Origin of the sequence: Mesorhizobium sp. M1328, assembly GCF_040318075.1 — a bacterium.
In the GTDB taxonomy this organism is placed as follows: domain Bacteria; phylum Pseudomonadota; class Alphaproteobacteria; order Rhizobiales; family Rhizobiaceae; genus Mesorhizobium.
In genome coordinates, this window is record NZ_JAMYLO010000006.1 from 95043 (window position 1) to 113126 (window position 18084).

The window sequence follows — 18084 nt, forward strand, 5'->3', positions numbered from 1 at the left end:
CCGCCGCGATTCAATCGCTGTCCCGCGCGATCAGTTCCAGCGGCCAGACTTCACGGATGATGCGGGCGCCTTCGGTGCCGGCGAAGGCCGGGATCGATGCCAGCAGCATTTCGGCCAGCCGCTCGCCCATCGGCTCCAGCGCCGGGCGAAAGCCGGTCAGCGCCGGCGAAAAATAGCGGCAGAGCGGGGTGTCGACGATGACGATCACCGCGATGTCGTGGCCGGGCCGGATGCCCGTCTCGGCCAGAGCCTTGCAGCCGCCAAGCGCCATCGCATCATTGTTGAAGATGATGGCGGTCGGCGGGTCCTTGGAGCGCATGACCTTCGGCGTCACCGCGTAGCCGCCGGCCTCGTTGATGAAGCCGTCGGCGATCAGCTCGGGGTCGAATTCGATGCCGTGCCGCCGCAACGCCTTGCGATAGCCGGCTAGGAACAAATAGCCGAAATTGAGGTCGAGCGACGGGCGGATGGCGGCGATGCGACGGTGGCCGCGCGCGACGAGACGATCGACCGCGTCAGCCCCCGCTTTTTCGAAGTCGAGGTCGAGCGAGGGGTAGGCATCGCCGCCGGAGCGGCTGCGGCCGAGCGTCGCGAACGGGAAGCCGGCCTGGGTCAAATAGTCGATGCGCTCGTCCTCGCGCCGCGTCCAGGCCAGCACAACCGCATCGGCCCGCCGGGTCTCGACGACACGGCGCAGGCGCTCCTGCTGATAGTCGCCCGGCGCGCCCATCACCACGATCAGGTCGAGCCCGCTTTCGGCGAGCTTGGCCTGCAGCCCGGTCAGGAACGGAATGAAGAACGGCTCGCCATATTCCTGGTCGCCCGGATGAGGCTGCAGCATGAAGGCGATCGAATGGGTGGCGCCGCGCCGCAGGCTGCGGCCCGACTGGTTCGGCGAATAATTCAGCTTCTTGGCCGCATCGAGCACGCGCTGGCGTGTGTCGGCATTGACGTCGGCACGACCGTTGAGCGCGCGCGACACCGTGCCGATCGAAATGTTCAGGTGACGCGCAAGGTCGTGAATACTGGACGCCAAAGGACAGTTCTCCCCCTTGCTTGGCTAGCACCGGCGGCTCTTCGGGCCAAGGCGGCAGGACGATTTTTCGCACCGGCTAATTGACATTCTACGCCATCGGGTGTGTTCTCGTAAACGTTTACGGAAAAAGGTTTACGGCCCTGCCGTGAATGCCGTGACGATCGGTCTGGAGGGGCCGAGAGGGAGGAGTGCTGGATGATCAATGTCGTCCTGGTCGGCTGCGGAGCGATGAGCAAGGCCTGGCTCGATGCGGCCAGGCAGATCGACGGGCTCACCATTGTCGGCCTGGTTGATCTCGACGCCGAAAGGGCGCGGGCAAGGGCGCGCGAATACGAGCTTTCCGGCGCCGTCATCGGAACCGACCTCGGCGCCGTGCTCGACCAGACCAGGCCCGACGCGGTATTCGACGTGGTGGTTCCCGCCGCCCGCCGCGAGGTCGCGCTTTCCGCCTTTGCCCACCATTGCCATCTCTTGACCGAAAAGCCGCTGGCCGACAGCCCGGACAATGCGCGTGCCATTGTCGAGGCCGCCCGCGGCGCCGGGCGCATCCATGCCGTCGTGCAGAACCGCCGCTATGTCGCCAACGTCAGGCGCATCCGGCGCTTTCTCGATTCCGGCGTCATTGGTGCTGCGACCAGCATCCACGCCGAGTTCTTCGTTGCGCCGCATTTCGGCGGTTTTCGCGAAGAGATGCACCATGTGCTGCTGCTCGATATGGCGATCCACACATTCGATGCGGCCCGCTACATGGTGGCCGGCGAACCGGCCGGCGTCTATTGCCAGGAGTGGGAGCCGGCCAATTCCTGGTATCGGCAAGGGTCGTCGGCAACCGCAAGCTTCGACCTCGGCGGCGGCAAACTGTTCACCTATGCCGGCAGCTGGTGTGCGGCCGGCTTCCGTACCAGCTGGGACAGTACATGGCGCATCGTCGCCGAGCGCGGCAGCATTGTCTGGGACGGCGAGGACGGGCTGAAGGCGGAAGTCGTGCAGCCGGTCCGTGAAGGCCTGTTCGATCGCACCGAACCGATAGCCGTACCGCCGCTCGACCCGGCCGATCGCGTCGGCGGCCATCTCGGCATTATCCAGGATTTCGTCCGCGCCGTCGAAACCGGCACCGAGCCGGAGACGCGTGGCGCCGACAACATCAAGAGCCTGGCCATGGTTTTCGCTGCGATCGAGAGCGCCGAGACCGGGCGCCGGGTCGCTATCACTGCACAGGAAGGATCATGATGCCAAACCCGCTGCTCGACATCAGGATCGGCACAATGGTGAGGGCCAATCTCGACGACCCGGCCGCCTATGTCAGGCAGATTCTGCCGCTAGGCTTCGAGAGCATCCAGCCGTTCTTCTGGCAGACGCTGGGCGGCAAGGACATTCCGCGGCTGGCAGGCGAGATCCGCGAGGCGATCGGCGATGCCGATGTCGTCGTCTCGTCGATCGGGGTGTTCGGCAACCCGCTGGAGAGCGGTGAAGTTGATCGCGGCGTGCTCCAGGCATGGGAAACGATCATCGACAACGCGCATCTGTTCGGCACCAATATGGTCAGCGGCTTCACCGGCCGCATCCGCGGCAAGCCGCTGCCCGACAGCCTGCCGCGTTTCCGCGAGGTCTGGGGACCGTTGGCCAAGCGTGCCGCCGACAAGGGCGTGCGCATCGCCTTCGAGAACTGCGCCATGGACGGCAACTGGGCCAGCGGCGACTGGAATATCGCCCACAATCCAGACGCCTGGGAGCTCATGTTCAACGAAGTGCCGGACGACAATCTCGGCCTGGAGTGGGAGCCCTGCCACCAGCTGGTCTACCTGATCGACCCGATCCCGCAGATCCGCAAATGGGCGCCGCGCATCTTCCACGTCCACGGCAAAGACGCGACGGTGCGCTGGGACGTGATCCGCGAACATGGCGTGTTCGGCCGCCTGCCGTTCGTGCAGATGCGCACGCCGGGCTTCGGCGACAGCGACTGGACGCGGGTGATCAGCGAGCTGCGGCTGGCCGGCTACAAGGGCGCCATCGACATCGAGGGCTGGCACGACCCGGTCTACCGCGGCGATCTCGAGATCACCGGCCAGGCGCGTGCGCTGGATTATCTCCAACAATGCCGGGGAGGCGCGAGCTATCTGCCGAACCCGGTGTGAGAAGTCGGCCGGCGGGAGGTGCCGGCCAGCGAAAGATTGCGGCGCAATGCCGAAGCGATCGTCAAAACCCCTCGGCTAGCGAGGGAACAAAGGGAGGATAAGTGCATGAGCATTACGATGAGAAGGACAGTTTTGCGCTCGACCGTCGCGGCGGCCGCGATGGCGCTCACCGCCGCACTCTCGACCTTGCCGGCGCAGGCGCTCGATGCCCAGTGGTGCAAGGATGTCCATATCCGTTTCTTCGCGGGCGGCGCCGAGGGCGACGCCTTCGGCACCATCGTCTATAATGGCGCCAAGCAGGCGGCCGCCGATCTCGGGCCTAAGGTCGACTATATCTTTTCGGGCTGGGATGTCGAAAAGATGGTCCAGCAGCTGCGCGAGGCAGTCGCAGTCAAGCCCCAAGGCATCGCCATGATGGGCCACCCGGGCGACGCCGCTATCATGCCGCTGGCCGAACAGGCGCACAAGGACGGCATCAAGATGATGTACCAGAACGTGCCTGTGCCGACGGTTACGGCGGCGTTCGGCGGCGGCTATGTCGGCGCCCAGCAGGAGCAGCAGGGCCGCGCACTTGGCGCCGAGGCGTTCAAGCTGGCCGGGCTGAAGGCCGGCGACAAGGCGATCATGATCGGCCCGTTCGAGAACGAGAGCCGCGGCGCACGCGAGCGTGGCACAGTCGCCGCACTGAAAGAGGCCGGCGTCGATGTCGTTCAAATCAATTCTCAAACCGAGTGGGCCGCCGACCCCAATCTGGCCATTCCGGTGATCACGGCAGCATTGCTCAACAATCCCGACGTCAAGGCGGTCGGCTATCCCGGCGGGCAGCTGCTGGGCAATGTGCCGACTTACATGCAGGCGGCGGGCAGGAAGCCGGGCGACATCTTCAACTTCGGCTTCGACACCAGCCCGCAGATCGTCGAGGGCTTCAAGGGCGGCTGGGTGCAGCTGACGGCCGACCAGCAGCCGTTCCTGCAGGGATATCTGCCGATCCTCAGCCTCTGCCAGCAGGTGGTGCTGGGTCTGGCGCCGATGAATGTCGACACCGGTGCCGGCTTCGTCACGCCGCAGAATTACGAGATCGTCGCCGAACTCGCCAAGCAGGCGCTGCGCTGATCGCCCGATCTGCCGGCCGGGTTGAACCCCGGCCGGCAACGACCGACAAACAAGCGAGGACCGCCATGGCCGAACGCCTCATCGAATTGCGTGACATCAGCAAGTCCTACGGCCAGGTCTATGCGCTTGGCGGCGTCAACCTCAGCGTCGACCGCGGCGAGGTGGTCGGCCTGATCGGCGACAACGGCGCCGGCAAATCGACGCTGATCAAGATTCTTTCCGGCGTGGTCAAGCCGACCAGCGGCGAAATCCTCATCCGCGGCAAACCGGTGACCGGGTGGAGCGCCGCGCGCTCGCGCGACGCCGGCATCGAGACGGTGTTCCAGGACCGGGCGCTCGCCGTTCAGCAGACGATCGTGCGCAACATCTTCATGGGCCGCGAGCTCACCGGTTGGCTTGGCTGGCTGAAGGTCAACAAGGAGATCGCGGAGGCGAGCCGGCTGATGCGCGAGATCGGCTTCACCTCGAAAGTGTTCACGCCGCAGTCGATCGTCGGCCAGCTGTCGGGCGGCGAACGTCAGGGCGTGGCGATCGCCCGCGCCATCTACAAGCAAGCCGACCTGATCATTCTCGACGAGCCGACGACGGCGCTGTCACTGACCGAAACGGCGAAGGTTTTTCATTTCGTCCGCCAGGTGCGGGCGAGCGGCCGGTCGATCCTGTTCATCGGCCACAACATCCACCACGTCTTCGATATCGCCGACCGCTTCGTCGTGCTCGACCGCGGCAAGGTCGCGCTCAGCGCCGACCGGAGCGAGGTCAAGTCGGCCGAAGACCTCATCAATTTCATGGAAGACGTGGCACACCCCGGCGGACTGGCGGGATTGCACGATGCCGGGGAGCAGGCAACGCGATGAGCAAGACAATGGAGCCCGATCTGCAAACCCCGCTCGGCAGCAGCGAAGCCGCCCGGAAGGCATGGAAGCACCCGTCCGATCACTGGATGCGCGGCTTTGTCCTCGACAACCGCGCCGCACTCGGCACGCTTGCGGTGTTCATCGTGATGATGGCGGTGTTCATGATCGCCAATCCGACGGTCTTCACCAGCTGGTATCTCTACAGTTCCGTGCTGACCACGCTGCCCGTGGCGCTGTTCGTGGTGGTGCCGCTGGTCTTTGTCGTCACCTGCGGCGAGATCGACCTGTCGTTTCCGGCGACGATGGGCTTCGCCTCATGGGTGTTTGCGCTGGTCGTGCAGGCCGGCTACGACCCGTTCGTCGGCATCGCCGCCGCAATCGTCACCGGCATGCTGCTCGGCTTCCTGGTCGGCTCGCTGGTCGTCTATGGCGGGCTGTCGTCGCTGATCGCCACGCTCGGCATGAATTTCCTGCTGCGCGGCCTGATCCAGATCATCAACGAGGGCAGGTCGACGGCACTGACCGGCCTTGCCGACAGCTGGGCCTACAAGATCTTCTCCAGCCAGCTTTACGGCATTCCGGTGCAGATATTCTGGGCGATCGGCTTCGTCGTGCTGTCGGCGCTGCTCTACAACCGCCATCGCTTCGGCGCGCAGGTCAAGGTGGTCGGCGACAATCCCGACAGCGCCCAGCAGATGGGCATCGACGTCAAGCGCGTCAGGGTGAAAGTGTTCGTCTTCGTCGGCATCGGCGCGGCAATCGCCGGCACCTTCTCGGTGATGATCAACTTCACCTGGTGGCCGACGGCGGGCGACGGTTATCTCTTGCCGGTGCTGGCATCGGTGTTCGTCGGCGGCACGCCGACCTGGGGCGGCATCGGCACCGTCGTCGGAGGCGCAATCGGCGCGGTCACCGTCTCCTTCATCCAGACCGGCGTGGTGGCGGCGGGCCTGAGTGGCTTCTACGTCCAGTTCTTCAACGGGCTGATCATCATCTTGTCGCTGCTTGGCCATAAGTGGAACCAGGCGCGGTATCGCTAACGACCGGCGACCTCACACCCCCGTGACAAACCCGTCCAGCACGCGTTTCTGGCCGGCCTTGTCGAAGTCGATGGTCAGCTTGTTGCCTTCGATGGCCGAGATGTTGCCGTTGCCGAATTTCTGGTGGAAGACGCGGTCGCCGACATTGAAGGGGGACGGCGTGTCGGCGACGGATTTGGCGACCAGCTCGCCGTCGATGGTGCGGCCTTTGATCGAGGTCCGGCCGGCGCCGTAGCCGGAATCGGTTTCGCCATAGCCGATGCGCTCGACCTGGTGGCCGGAGCGCGTGCCCCAATTGCGGTCGGTCGCCTCGGTGCGGTTGGCCTGAGCACGTTGCCAGCCCGGTGTCGCATAGGTGCTGGAGAAAGCGCCGGATTTCTCGGCGCCGTTGTTGCCGCCAAGATTGTCGAAGCGCGACGCGCCATAGGGGTTCTGCCTGCCTGCCCCTTGGCCACCGCGACCGGCGGCGAACGAGCCGCCACCATAGGCATTGCCGTAGCCGCCATAGGAATTGCCGCTCTCGGCGACCTCGACATGGGCTTCGGGCAGTTCGTCGAGAAAGCGCGACGGGATGGTCGATTGCCAGAGGCCGTGGATGCGGCGGTTGGAGACGAACCAGATGTGCAGGTTCTTCTTGGCGCGGGTCAGCCCGACATAGGCGAGGCGGCGTTCCTCTTCCAGCCCGGAGCGGCCACCCTCGTCCAGGGAACGCTGGTGCGGGAACAGCCCTTCCTCCCAGCCGGGCAGGAACACGGTTTCGAATTCGAGGCCCTTGGCCGAATGCAGCGTCATGATATTGACGGCGTCGAGCTCGGCGTTCTGCTCGGCGTCCATCACCAGCGCGACATGTTCGAGGAAGGAGCGCAGCGATTCGTACTCCTCCATGGAGCGGATCAACTCCTTGAGGTTTTCCAGCCGCCCCGGCGCTTCGACCGAACGGTCGTTCTTCCACATGTCGGTGTAGCCGCTCTCCTCCAGGATGGTCTCGGCGAGCTCGGTGTGCGGCGTGGTTTCCAGCGCCTTCTGCCAGCGCTCGAAATTGGCCGAGACCTCGCGCAGTGCCGCGCGCGGCTTCGGCTTCAGCTCGTCGCTCTCGGCGAGAGTTGCCGCCGCCTCCAGCATCGGGATGCGCAGGGCGCGTGCGGTGTCGTGGATCTGGCGGATGGTGGCCTCGCCAAGGCCGCGCTTCGGGACGTTGACGATGCGCTCGAAAGCGAGGTCGTCGGCGCCTTGCGCGACGACGCGGAAGAAGGCCAGCGCATCGCGGATTTCGAGGCGCTCGTAGAAGCGCGGGCCGCCGATGACGCGGTAGTTGAGGCCGAGCGTGACGAAGCGGTCCTCGAACTCGCGCATCTGGAAGGACGCGCGGACGAGAATCGCCATGTCGTTGAGATTGTGCTTCTGGCGCTGGTAGGCCTCGATGGTCTCGCCGACGGCGCGGGCCTCCTCCTCGGAATCCCAGGCGGCATGGACATGCACCTTCTCGTCGTCCTCGGCGATCTTTTCGGTAAACAGCGTCTTGCCGAAGCGGCCCTCATTGTGGGCGATGAGATGCGAGGCGGTGCCGAGGATATGCGCGGTCGAGCGGTAGTTGCGCTCCAGCCGGATGATGGTGGCGCCGGGAAAGTCCTTGTCGAAGCGCAGGATGTTGTCGACCTCGGCGCCGCGCCAGCCGTAGATCGACTGGTCGTCGTCGCCAACGCAACAGATATTTACGGTGGCTGGGCGCGGATTTCCCTCCCCCTTGAGGGGAGGGTGGCCGGGCAAAGCCCGGTCGGGTGGGGTCCGTGCGGCAGTGCTCGACGCATTGGCGGTGCCTTCTGCGGCAACCCCCTCCGCCCGCTTCGCGGGCACCTCCCCCTCAAGGGGGGAGGATCGCGGCCGCTGTGCCAGCAGGCGCAGCCACATGTACTGGGCGGTGTTGGTGTCCTGGTATTCGTCGACGAGGATGTAGCGGAAGCGCTTGTGGTATTCCTTCAGCACGTCCGGATTGGCGCGAAATATGCGGATCGGGTGGCACAGGAGATCGCCGAAGTCGCAAGCGTTCAGCGTTTTCAGCCGCTCCTGATAGGCCTTGTAGAGCTCGCGGCCCTTGCCGTTGGCGAAGGCACGGGCATCGCCCTCGGGGATGTCGGCGGGACCGAGGCCCTTGTTCTTCCAGCCGTCGATCATCTGGGCGAACTGCTTGGCCGGCCAGCGCTTGTCGTCCAGCCCTTCGGCCTGGATGAGCTGCTTGATCAGCCGTACGACATCATCGGTGTCGAGAATGGTGAAGTCGGATTTGAGCCCGGCCAGCTCGGCATGTCTGCGCAGCAGCTTGACGCCGATCGAATGGAAGGTGCCGAGCCACGGCATGCCCTCGACATTGCCGTCGCCGATCAACAGGCCGATGCGCTGCTTCATCTCGCGCGCCGCCTTGTTGGTGAAGGTGACGGCGAGGATCTGCGAGGGGAAAGCCTTGCCGGTGGCAAGGATGTGGGCAATGCGGGTGGTCAGGACGCGCGTCTTGCCGGTGCCGGCGCCGGCCAGCACCAGCACCGGGCCTTCGGTGGTTTCTACTGCCAGCCGCTGCTCGGGGTTGAGGCCGTTGAGATAATCGGGCGCGTTGTTCTGGTTGCTGCGGGCAGCCATGGCGCGCGCGGCAATGCCCGACGGGGCCACGGGCCGCGCGTTCGGTTCGTCAAAAAAGGGCATGTCTTCCGAAAACCCGGACATCTCCCCCCGAATGTAGTGATTCGGCAGCGAAAGGCCAGAAGTGTCTCCGTTTTGTTCTGGCAAAGCACCCGAGCGGTGCGATACCCGCCTGCTCAGGCCTTGCGGTAACCCAGCGCTACGAACAACCGGTGTCCGAACGAGCGCGCTTCCCCTGCTATCACCACACTCAGAGCGGCCAGCATTTGATCGTAGTAGCGGCTGCCGGCGGGCGACGCCAGGAATGTCGAATAAAGCTTGAGATCTTCAAGCGGCAGATCTCTGTACGTGTAGGCGGCACCTTCCATGACGTTTTGTTCGATTTTCTGGCGAATGCTTGCGTATTGCCGGTGCACCAGAGCCATGATCTGGTCGTCCGGAAGGGGTTTTCCTGCCGCTCCCACCACGCCCGAAAACATCGCGTAGCCTATATTCAACGCCATTGCTTCGCCCGTGTCGACGGCGCTGATGTCATCCATGATCTTCCTGTACAACTCGAGACGGACCGGATCCTTGGATGGCAGCTCGGCGAGGATGCGGTGGCCGTCTGTCCTCTTTCTTTCCTTGCCCTCAGAACCAGACGATTGAATTTCCAGAGCGGTAACGCGTTTGCCCAAAGCCGAGGTGTAGAACGCGGCAAGATCGGACAGATCGGCAGCGGTCAGCTTGTCCCCCATGTGCGATTCGACGGCCGTCTCCATTTTGGCCGCGTCGAAGGAGCCTTCCATCGCCTCCGACCAGGCCTCCTGGAAATTTTTCGAAAGAGGTCCCGGTATGGAGTTTATGCCATTGGCGATACTGGGGCCGATGCTCATCAGCATCTCGTCAAGGCCGTTTGCCCTGTTGATCTCGCCGATCGTCTGTGCCGGTGCCGCCATTGTCCCGGCGACCAGTCCGAGGAGGAGGGCGTATGCGATAAGCACTGCGCGCGTCGTAGGCACTAGGAATGACGTCACTCTATTTACTCCAAGGTTTTGGTGGCTCAAGCCAGATTGCTGGAAAACTTGGTTACCGGCAAGGTAGATCGCTACTTTAGCGTGTGGCTCGAGTTTGCCCACAGCGTTGAAATCAGCAGCGTCGTTGTTGGTCCGATCATGGATTGCTTCGAGCTCGCTTGACACACAAGGCGGGCCGGAGAAAGTTGCGTGGGGGCAGGAACGCAATGCGGGGTTGCCCATGGACGCGTCGCGGCGCGCACCAGTCGAAGGAGCACCGTCTTGGCTGTGGTCATCACCTCCCTGATCCTTTTCCTCATCGGCCTAGCGCTTGGCGGCGGCGGCATCTGGCTCGTGACGCTGGGCGGCAGCTGGTATTACGTCATCGTTGGTCTAGCTTTCCTTGTCGCGGCCTGGCTGCTCTACAGGCGCAGATCCACGGCCCTGTGGCTCTATGCGGCGATCGTGCTCGGCACGCTCGCCTGGGCGGTCTGGGAGATCGGCTTCGACTGGTGGGAGCTCGGTCCGCGCGGCGGCATCATCGTGCTTATAGCGCTGTGGCTATTGACGCCATGGGCGCGGCGCGGGCTTACCGGTCCCGACGGACGCGCGCCGCTTATCCTCGCCGTGCTGGCCTCGCTTGCCGTCGCCGGTTATTCGATGACGGTCGATCCAAAGGATATTGCGGGTGAACTCAACACCGACAAGGTGACGCCGACGGCCGATCTCGGCGGCAACGTGCCGGCCGGCGAATGGCACTATTACGGTCGCACGCAATATGGCCAGCGCTATTCGCCGCTCGACCAGATTACCCCCGAAAACGTCGCCAATCTGCAGCCGGCCTGGACCTATCGCACCGGCGACGTGAAAGGGCCCGACGACATCGCCGAGACGACCTATCAGGTGACGCCGCTGAAGATTGCCGACACGCTCTATATCTGCACGCCGCATAATTTCGCCATCGCCATAGACGCCGCCACCGGCAAGGAGAAATGGCGCTTCGATCCGAAGGTCAAGCTCGACAAGGACCGCCAGCACCAGACCTGCCGCGGCGTGTCCTATTATGCCGACGCCAAGATCGCCGCCGGCCAGCCCTGCGCCACACGCATCTACCTGCCGACATCCGACGCCCGGCTGATCGCGCTCGATGCCGCGAACGGCCAGGTCTGCCCCACATTTGCCGAAGGCGGCACGCTGAACCTTCTCGCCAACATGCCATATCCGAAGCCGGGCTATTACTATTCGACCTCGGCGCCGCTGATCGTCGCCAACAAGATCATCGTCGGCGGTGCGGTCAACGACAATTATTCTACGCAGGAGCCGTCCGGGGTTATCCGTGCCTACAATGCCGACACCGGCGCGCTGTTGTGGAATTGGGATTCCGGCAATCCTGACCAGACGACGCCGCTGCCGCCGGGCCAGACCTATACCAACAACTCGCCCAACATGTGGTCGACGGCGAGCACCGACGAGAAGCTCGGCCTGCTCTATGTGCCGCTCGGCAACAAGACGCCGGACCAGCTCGGCGCCGGGCGCAGCGCCAATGACGAGAAATTCTCCTCGTCGATCACCGCGCTCGACCTCAACAGCGGACAATTGCGCTGGGTGCGGCAGACCGTGCACCATGACCTCTGGGACATGGACGTGCCGGCGCAGCCGACGCTGGTCGACATCACCACGGAAAGTGGCGTGGTGCCTGCGCTGGTCGGGCCGACCAAGCAGGGCGACCTCTATGTGCTCGACCGGCGCAGTGGCGAGCCGATCGTTCCGGTCAAGGAACTACCGGCGCCGGCCGGCGCGATCGAAGGCGACCATACCTCGCCGACGCAGCCGCTTTCGGACCTGAGCTTCAGTCCGAAGCCACTGACCGGCGCCGACATGTGGGGCATCACCATGTTCGACCAGCTGGCCTGCCGGATCGAGCTTCGGAAGCTGCGCTATGAGGGCCGCTACACGCCGCCGTCACTGCAGGGCTCGCTGATCTACCCCGGCAATTTCGGCACCTTCAACTGGGGCGGCGTGGCAGTCGATCCGGTCCGGCAGGTGATGTTCGGCATGCCGACGTACCTGGCGTTCATCTCCAAACTGGTGCCGCGCGCCGACGTGCCGCCGCCCGGCGACACCAAGGGCAGCGAACAGGGCCTGAACCGCAATGACGGTGCGCCTTACGCAGTGATATTGAAGCCGTTCCTGTCGCCGCTCGGCATTCCCTGCCAGGCGCCGCCCTGGGGCTATGTGGCTGGTGCCGATCTCCGGACCGGCAAGATCGTCTACAAGCATCGCAACGGCACCGTCTACGACATGACGCCGCTGCCGCTGCCATTCAAGGTCGGCGTGCCCGGCATTGGCGGGCCGATGATCACTGCCGGCGGCGTCGCCTTCCTCGGTGCGGCAGTCGACGACTATGTGCGCGCCTATGACCTGACGACCGGCAAGCAGCTTTGGCAGGCGCGGCTGCCGGCGGGCGGGCAGTCGACACCGATGACCTACACGGTAGCCGACGGGCGCCAGTTCGTCGTCATCGTTGCCGGCGGCCACGGCTCGGTCGGTACCAAGCCGGGCGACTATGTGATGGCCTATACGCTGCCGAAATAGAGAAGTTCCTTCAGAGCCCGAGATGCCCTTTCAGGTCGGGTACCGATGCAAGTACCTCATTGGTCAACTGCGGGCCGGCGGCTGTCTCGGTCTGCTGGACCAGCATCGTGCCGGCCTGGCTGATCTGTGCGAGCGTGAGGCCTGATGCCTTGAGTATGGCGACGCCGTTGATCAGCGCGCCGGTCTTTTCGCCGAGAGCGCCGCCGAGCGCGCCCTCCAGCGAGGACAGGAGCCCACCGCCGGAAGCTGCGCCGGGAGCCATGACATCATATTGCTTGGCCAGGGCGTCGGCTCCCGGGATTTTGGCGAAGAAGCTGGACAGAGTCGTGCCTTCCGCCTCGTGTTCGAGCACCGAGAAAATCGTGCCGGCGATCTTTTCCGTCAAAGCCTGGTTGAGACCGGCTTTCTGCGAGACGGTGTTGATGATGTCCTGAACGTCCATGACCTTTCCTCAGGCTTTGGTGTTTGTGGGCGGGTACCGGTTGGAGCCGACCTTGATCAACGATCGTTTGAAGGCGGTGAACCGCAGCGCCAGCAAAGTCATAGCGGCGAGTGCGAACCCACTTGCCAGAAGCGGGAAGGGAAAGGTCATGGGCTTATTCCTTCGTCGTCAGGCATTCTTTTCCCGCCAAATGGCCACTCTCGTTCGCCAAATGGCCCGAGTGAGGCATAGCTCGGTAACTTCTTTACATTGTGGTGCGTGCATTTAGCATTGCCACAAAGGACCAAAATTTAACGACAGTGAGGCGCGCGGCATCACGGCCCTCGTGCAGGGACTTTTGGCAGCCTCACTCAGCCGTGACTGGACCAGGCAAGCTTCGGCTCTATGTTGCCGCGGGGGGCCGACGAGGAGCGCGCCATGACAACACCTGCCGGACCCACTGCCGCCGAGCCTGTCATTACCCAGGCGATGATCGATGCCTATGACGAATACACGCATCTGACGCTCGACCGGCGCCGCTTCATGGAGCAGTTGACCAGGCTTGCAGGCTCGGGTGCGGCAGCGGCCGCGATCGCGCCGCTGCTGGCGGCGAACTCGGCCCAGGCGGCAATCGTGGCGGAAGATGATCCGCGTGTGAAAGGCGAGGACATCAGCTATCCCGGCAGCGCCGGCGAGATGAAGGGCTATCTGGTCAGGCCGGCGGACCAGACCGGCAAGCTTGGCACCGTCATCGTGGTGCATGAGAACAGGGGTCTCAACCCGCATATTCGCGATGTGGCGCGGCGCGTTGCGCTGGAAGGGTTCGTAGCGCTCGCGCCGGACTTCATGACGCCGCTCGGCGGCACGCCGGCCGATGAAAACAGGGCACGTGACCTGTTTTCCCAGCTCGATCCAGCACAGGTCGCCACCAATGCCGTCGCAACGGTCGCCTACCTCAAAAGTTACAAGGACGGCAACGGCAAGGTCGGCGCCGTCGGCTTCTGCTGGGGCGGCGGCACGGTGAACATGCTGGCCGTCAACGCGCCGGACCTCGCCGCCGCCGTCGCCTATTACGGCATGCAGCCAAAGGCCGAGGACGTGCCGAAGATCAAGGCCGCGCTTATGCTGCATTATGCCGGCCTCGACACCCGCACCAATGCCGGCATCGATGCCTTCAAGAAGGCACTCGACGCGGCTCATGTCGAATACTCGGTCTATGTCTATGAAGGCGCCAACCATGCCTTCAACAACGACACGTCGGCGGCCCGCTACGACAAGAAGGCGGCCGATCTCGCCTGGGGCCGGACGATCGCCTTCCTCAAGGAGAAGCTGGCCTGATCAGGTGGGCGCCGGCGCCGGTTTGTGAAGGCCGACGCCGGCCACCACCAGTGCGATGCCAAGGCAGTCCGTGGCGCTTGGGATTTGCCGCAGCACAATGACGCCGATCAAGGTCGCGGTGACCGGCAGCAAAGACAACATCAGCGCGAAGCTGGAGCGCGGAAGCCGCGACATGGCAAGCTGGTCGCAAATATAGGGAATGACCGACGAGCAGATGCCGACGCCGACCGCCGCAAGCAGCAGCGGCGGCGCCGAGAAAGCCGGCAGCGCATCGGCAAAACCGATCGGCAGTACAACGAGAAGGGCGACCGCCATGGCGGCACCCAGCCCGGCGATGCCGTCGCCGGCGCCGGCGCGCGCGACGCGGTGGCCGAGCACGATGTAGCCAACGAACAGCGCGCCGTTGAGGAAAGCCCAGAACAGGCCGACGGGATCGCTCGACCATTTGACGTCGATCAGCAGCAAGGTGCCGGCGACGGCGATTGCAAGGGCGGCCAGATTGCGCCGGCTTCTGAGGCCGACAAGCGCGACGCCGATGGTGCCGACGAATTCGATCGCCGCCACCAGCGAGATCGGCAGCCGGTCGAGCGCCAGGTAAAACGAGCAATTCATCACCCCAAGGCAGACGCCGAAAGCCAGAAGCAACAATCGCGTCGAGCGATCGGCGCGGGCAAAGACCGCCCATGGCCGGGTCAATGGGGCAAAGACGAGTGCAGCGGTGGCGATGCGCAGCCAAGCCATGCCGAGCACGCCGACATGCGGGAACAGCAGCACCGCGAAGGCCGGTCCGAGATAGTGGAACACGGCGCTGACGCCGAACCAGAGATGCGGCGGGACCGCGTTTGCCAAGGTAAAGGCGGGGCCGGCGAGTGCCGGGCTTGCTGCTGGGGCTTGCGTCCGATCTTCCATGGGATCAGTATCGCAGGCGATTTTTGCCATTGATATGGATGATGGCCAGTCATTGCGGCCATTTCCTTTCCGAAAGCAAGGAGTATTCCGCTGAAACGCCTTCGAAATGAAAATACCGATCTGGATCCGGCGGACCTGAAAATCCTGCGCCTGCTGGAAAAGGATGCGCGCACCAGCACCGCCGAACTGGCGCGCTCGGTCGGCCTGTCGGCGCCGAGCGTTGCCGAGCGCATCAAGCGGCTGCAGGAAAGCGGCGTGATCGAGGCCTATACGGTGCGCATCAATCCGGCCGCGCTCGGCATGAAGTTGTCGGTATGGCTGCGCATCAGGCCGGTGCCGGGGCAACTCGCCGTGGTGGCCGAAATCATCCGCGACCTGCCGGAAATCGCCCAATGCGACCGGGTCACCGGCGAAGACTGTTTCATCGCGCTGGCGCATGTCGCCTCGGTCGCCGAACTCGAGCGGGTGATCGACCGGATCATTCCGTTCGCGATGACCAATACGGCGATCATCCAGTCGTCGCCGGTGGTGCCGCGATCGCCGCTGGGGGCGGTGAAGCGGCTGCCTTGATGCTTGGGGTCGTTCGTCAGCATATCATCAGAAATGCAAACCGGACGGCCGGTCTGTTTCTTCCCGCGCCGTTCAGGCGTGGCCGCGTTTCATCCTCGCCTGCTTCAGGATGGCGCGCCAGCGGATCATGGCGAAAGGGATCGGCTCGTTGTTGTTGGCGATGTGGAAGATCTCGTTGTTGAGGTTCTTCAGCGAGCGCCAGAAATCATAGTCGGTGATGCGTGGATCAGCCGCCAGCCTGTCCGCCTCGACCTTGATGTCGGTTTTCATGCACGTTCCCCGAACCGCTGCTGCTCCGCCGCCCGTATCGCAATTCGATGCGGATGGTTTTCCAACGCCGCGCTGAGTCGTTCAACGTCTCAATTCGGCTTGTTCACGTTAAAACCTCGGTAAGGTTAACGGCGGTTGGGTTGCGGTTCAAGCCGACTTACGACGAATACCGATCGAGCGGCCGGCGCGCTCCGGCATCGGCAGGGCGGCATGGGCGGCGCGCATCGCTTCCACCTTGGCCAGGACGTCAGCGGGGAAGGGCGCGACCTTCGGGCCAGCCATGTCGACATGCAGCGACAGCGTTTCGGAGGTGGCGGCGAGCCAGCCGTCGAGATGGCGGATTTCCTGATAGGCCCTCAGCCGCTTCTCGTCGTGGTCCAGCAACTGGAACGAGACCGTGACCTTGTGGTCGAGATGCAGCTCCTGGACGTAGCAGACATGGACTTCCGCGGTGTAGATGGTCAGCCGCCGTTCCCTTACATAGTCCGGCCCCATCCCCATCATCTCGAATGCTTCGTCGGAGCACCGGTCGAACAGCACGTTGTAATAGGCCATGTTGAGATGGCCGTTGTAGTCGATCCAGGCCTCCTCGATCTCCATGGCGCGAGAGACGAAAGGGGCGGGGATGGGCATCGGAAACTTCCTTCTCGTCATGCCGGGATGAGCGTGGACTGGACAGAGCGTGGTCGGTGAGACTACGCATCCCTAGATGCAGAACAAGGGTGGACGCTGGTCCATTCGCGGAGGAATCGATGGCTCTAAGCGACCTCAATCCGGTCGAGCGCAACGAAGAAGGGATTGCCGCCGTACTCGGCATCCTCAAGCAGCGGCTCGGCGAGCGATTCCAGACCGGCCAGGCGATCCGCGCCCAGCACGCGCACACCACGACCTATATTCCGACGCAGGCGCCGGACGGCGTCGCCTTTGCCGAGACGACGGAGGAGGTGCAGGAGATCGTGCGCGCATGCGCGGCGCATCGCGTGCCGGTGATCGCCTTCGGCGTCGGCTCTTCGCTGGAAGGCCACACCAATGCGCCGGGCGGCGGCATCTCACTCGATACGTCACGCATGAACCGCATCATTGCGGTCAATCCGCAGGACCTCGATTGCACCGTCGAGCCCGGTGTGACGCGTGAGGATCTGAACCGGCACCTGCGCGACACCGGCCTGTTCTTTCCGATCGATCCGGGCGCCAACGCCTCGCTCGGCGGCATGGCGGCGACGCGTGCGTCGGGCACCAACGCGGTGCGCTACGGCACGATGCGCGAGAACGTCCTATCGCTGACCGCGGTGATGGCCGACGGCGAAGCAGTGACGACCGGCAAGCGCGCCAAGAAAAGCTCGGCCGGCTACGATCTGACCCGGCTGCTGATCGGCTCGGAAGGCACGCTTGGCATCATCACCCAGCTGACCTTGAAGCTGCAGGGCATTCCGCAGGCGATTTCAGGCGGTGTCTGCCCGTTCCCCAGCCTCGAGGCGGCGTGCGATGCGGTGATCGCGACCATCCAGATGGGCATTCCGGTGGCACGCATCGAATTGGTCAACGCGCTGCAGATGCGGGCGATGAAGACCTATTCGAAGCTCGACTATCCGGAGAGCCCCTGCCTGTTCGTCGAGTTCCACGGCAGCGATGCCGGCGTCGCCGAACAGGCCGAGACTTTCGGCATGATCGCCGAGGAAAATGGCGGCGGCCCCTTCCTGTGGACCAGCGTGGCCGAAGAGCGGACAAAATTGTGGAAAGCCAGGCACGATGCCTACTGGTCGTCGCTGACGCTGCGGCCGGGCGCCAAGGGCCTGTCGACCGATGTCTGCGTGCCGATCTCGCGCTTTGCCGAATGTGTCACCGAGACCGAGACGGACATCGCCGAGATGGGCCTGATCGCGCCGATCGTCGGCCATGCCGGCGACGGCAATTTCCATGTGCTGGTGCTGATGGACGTGGACGACCCGAAGGAGATCGCGCTGGCGGAAAAATTCGTGGCGCGGCTCAATATGCGCGCCATCGCCATGGACGGCACCTGCACCGGCGAGCATGGCATAGGGCAAGGCAAGATCGGCTTCCTGCGGCATGAGCTCGGCCATGGCGTCGACATCATGCGCACGATCAAGCAGGCACTCGACCCCCTGAATATAATGAACCCCGGCAAGATATTGCCGGCAATCGGGAAATAACGG

At 64.1% G+C, this 18084-nt stretch carries 17 protein-coding genes; 9 read left to right on the top strand and 8 right to left on the bottom strand.

The genetic code is table 11. The annotated features are described in order from the left end of the window. Positions 1–10: 10 nt before the first annotated feature. On the bottom strand, positions 11–1036 hold the full coding sequence (locus tag NKH23_RS14460; RefSeq protein WP_352912780.1) for a LacI family DNA-binding transcriptional regulator: 1026 nt from the start codon (positions 1034–1036) through the stop codon (positions 11–13). A gap of 195 nt (positions 1037–1231) precedes the next feature. On the opposite strand from NKH23_RS14460, the gene NKH23_RS14465 reads away from it, so the two are divergent. The 5 genes from NKH23_RS14465 to NKH23_RS14485 all read left to right on the top strand — a co-directional run bounded on the left by NKH23_RS14465 (position 1232) and on the right by NKH23_RS14485 (position 6181). Then, the gene (locus NKH23_RS14465) at positions 1232–2266 is read left to right on the top strand and encodes a Gfo/Idh/MocA family protein (RefSeq protein WP_352912781.1); all 1035 of its coding nucleotides are present in this window, start codon (positions 1232–1234) and stop codon (positions 2264–2266) included. After that, positions 2266–3171, top strand: a complete 906-nt coding sequence (locus NKH23_RS14470; protein WP_502908363.1) for a sugar phosphate isomerase/epimerase family protein — start codon at positions 2266–2268, stop codon at positions 3169–3171. Before NKH23_RS14465 ends, NKH23_RS14470 begins: the two co-directional genes overlap by 1 nt. Positions 3172–3276: 105 nt before the next feature. Next, a complete protein-coding gene (locus tag NKH23_RS14475) occupies positions 3277–4284 on the top strand; it encodes a substrate-binding domain-containing protein (RefSeq protein ID WP_352912783.1) in 1008 nt (335 codons plus the stop codon). A 65-nt stretch (positions 4285–4349) separates the two neighbouring features. Then, complete coding sequence (locus NKH23_RS14480) at positions 4350–5141, top strand: ATP-binding cassette domain-containing protein (RefSeq protein ID WP_352719001.1); 792 nt, start codon at positions 4350–4352, stop codon at positions 5139–5141. Beyond that, a complete protein-coding gene (locus tag NKH23_RS14485) occupies positions 5138–6181 on the top strand; it encodes an ABC transporter permease (protein ID WP_352912784.1) in 1044 nt (347 codons plus the stop codon). The genes NKH23_RS14480 and NKH23_RS14485 overlap by 4 nt, the downstream gene beginning before the upstream one ends. A 12-nt stretch (positions 6182–6193) precedes the next feature. Here the strand turns inward: NKH23_RS14485 and NKH23_RS14490 are convergent, their stop codons facing one another. Beyond that, positions 6194–8896 (bottom strand): ATP-dependent helicase, encoded by a 2703-nt coding sequence (locus NKH23_RS14490; protein ID WP_352978552.1) that lies wholly within the window; start codon positions 8894–8896, stop codon positions 6194–6196. A gap of 92 nt (positions 8897–8988) precedes the next feature. Then, positions 8989–10050, bottom strand: coding sequence for a DUF2059 domain-containing protein (locus NKH23_RS14495; RefSeq protein ID WP_352978554.1), 1062 nt, complete (start codon positions 10048–10050; stop codon positions 8989–8991). A gap of 39 nt (positions 10051–10089) precedes the next feature. Here NKH23_RS14495 and NKH23_RS14500 point away from each other — a divergent pair, with 39 nt between their 5' ends. Next, positions 10090–12402, top strand: coding sequence for a glucose/quinate/shikimate family membrane-bound PQQ-dependent dehydrogenase (locus tag NKH23_RS14500; protein WP_352978556.1), 2313 nt, complete (start codon positions 10090–10092; stop codon positions 12400–12402). Positions 12403–12412: 10 nt separating this feature from the next. Here NKH23_RS14500 and NKH23_RS14505 read toward each other — a convergent pair whose 3' ends face one another. Both NKH23_RS14505 and NKH23_RS14510 read right to left on the bottom strand, forming a co-directional pair. Beyond that, positions 12413–12844 (bottom strand): hypothetical protein, encoded by a 432-nt coding sequence (locus NKH23_RS14505; protein ID WP_352912788.1) that lies wholly within the window; start codon positions 12842–12844, stop codon positions 12413–12415. Between the two features lie 9 nt (positions 12845–12853). Continuing rightward, positions 12854–12994 carry a hypothetical protein gene (locus NKH23_RS14510; RefSeq protein WP_353034995.1) on the bottom strand — a complete coding sequence of 47 codons (141 nt, stop codon included), beginning with the start codon at positions 12992–12994 and terminating at the stop codon, positions 12854–12856. A 267-nt stretch (positions 12995–13261) separates the two neighbouring features. Between NKH23_RS14510 and NKH23_RS14515 the strand changes: the two genes are divergently transcribed. Further along, positions 13262–14161 (top strand): dienelactone hydrolase family protein, encoded by a 900-nt coding sequence (locus NKH23_RS14515; protein ID WP_352912790.1) that lies wholly within the window; start codon positions 13262–13264, stop codon positions 14159–14161. Here the strand turns inward: NKH23_RS14515 and NKH23_RS14520 are convergent, their stop codons facing one another. Then, positions 14162–15070 (bottom strand): EamA family transporter, encoded by a 909-nt coding sequence (locus tag NKH23_RS14520; RefSeq protein WP_352978558.1) that lies wholly within the window; start codon positions 15068–15070, stop codon positions 14162–14164. A gap of 90 nt (positions 15071–15160) precedes the next feature. Here NKH23_RS14520 and NKH23_RS14525 point away from each other — a divergent pair, with 90 nt between their 5' ends. Further along, on the top strand, positions 15161–15640 hold the full coding sequence (locus NKH23_RS14525; RefSeq protein ID WP_352912840.1) for an Lrp/AsnC family transcriptional regulator: 480 nt from the start codon (positions 15161–15163) through the stop codon (positions 15638–15640). A gap of 72 nt (positions 15641–15712) precedes the next feature. Here the strand turns inward: NKH23_RS14525 and NKH23_RS14530 are convergent, their stop codons facing one another. Beyond that, positions 15713–15910 (bottom strand): hypothetical protein, encoded by a 198-nt coding sequence (locus tag NKH23_RS14530; RefSeq protein ID WP_023676715.1) that lies wholly within the window; start codon positions 15908–15910, stop codon positions 15713–15715. A gap of 147 nt (positions 15911–16057) precedes the next feature. After that, on the bottom strand, positions 16058–16543 hold the full coding sequence (locus tag NKH23_RS14535; protein ID WP_352978560.1) for a thioesterase family protein: 486 nt from the start codon (positions 16541–16543) through the stop codon (positions 16058–16060). A 119-nt stretch (positions 16544–16662) separates the two neighbouring features. Here NKH23_RS14535 and NKH23_RS14540 point away from each other — a divergent pair, with 119 nt between their 5' ends. After that, positions 16663–18081 carry an FAD-binding oxidoreductase gene (locus NKH23_RS14540; RefSeq protein WP_352912793.1) on the top strand — a complete coding sequence of 473 codons (1419 nt, stop codon included), beginning with the start codon at positions 16663–16665 and terminating at the stop codon, positions 18079–18081. Positions 18082–18084 lie beyond the last annotated feature (3 nt).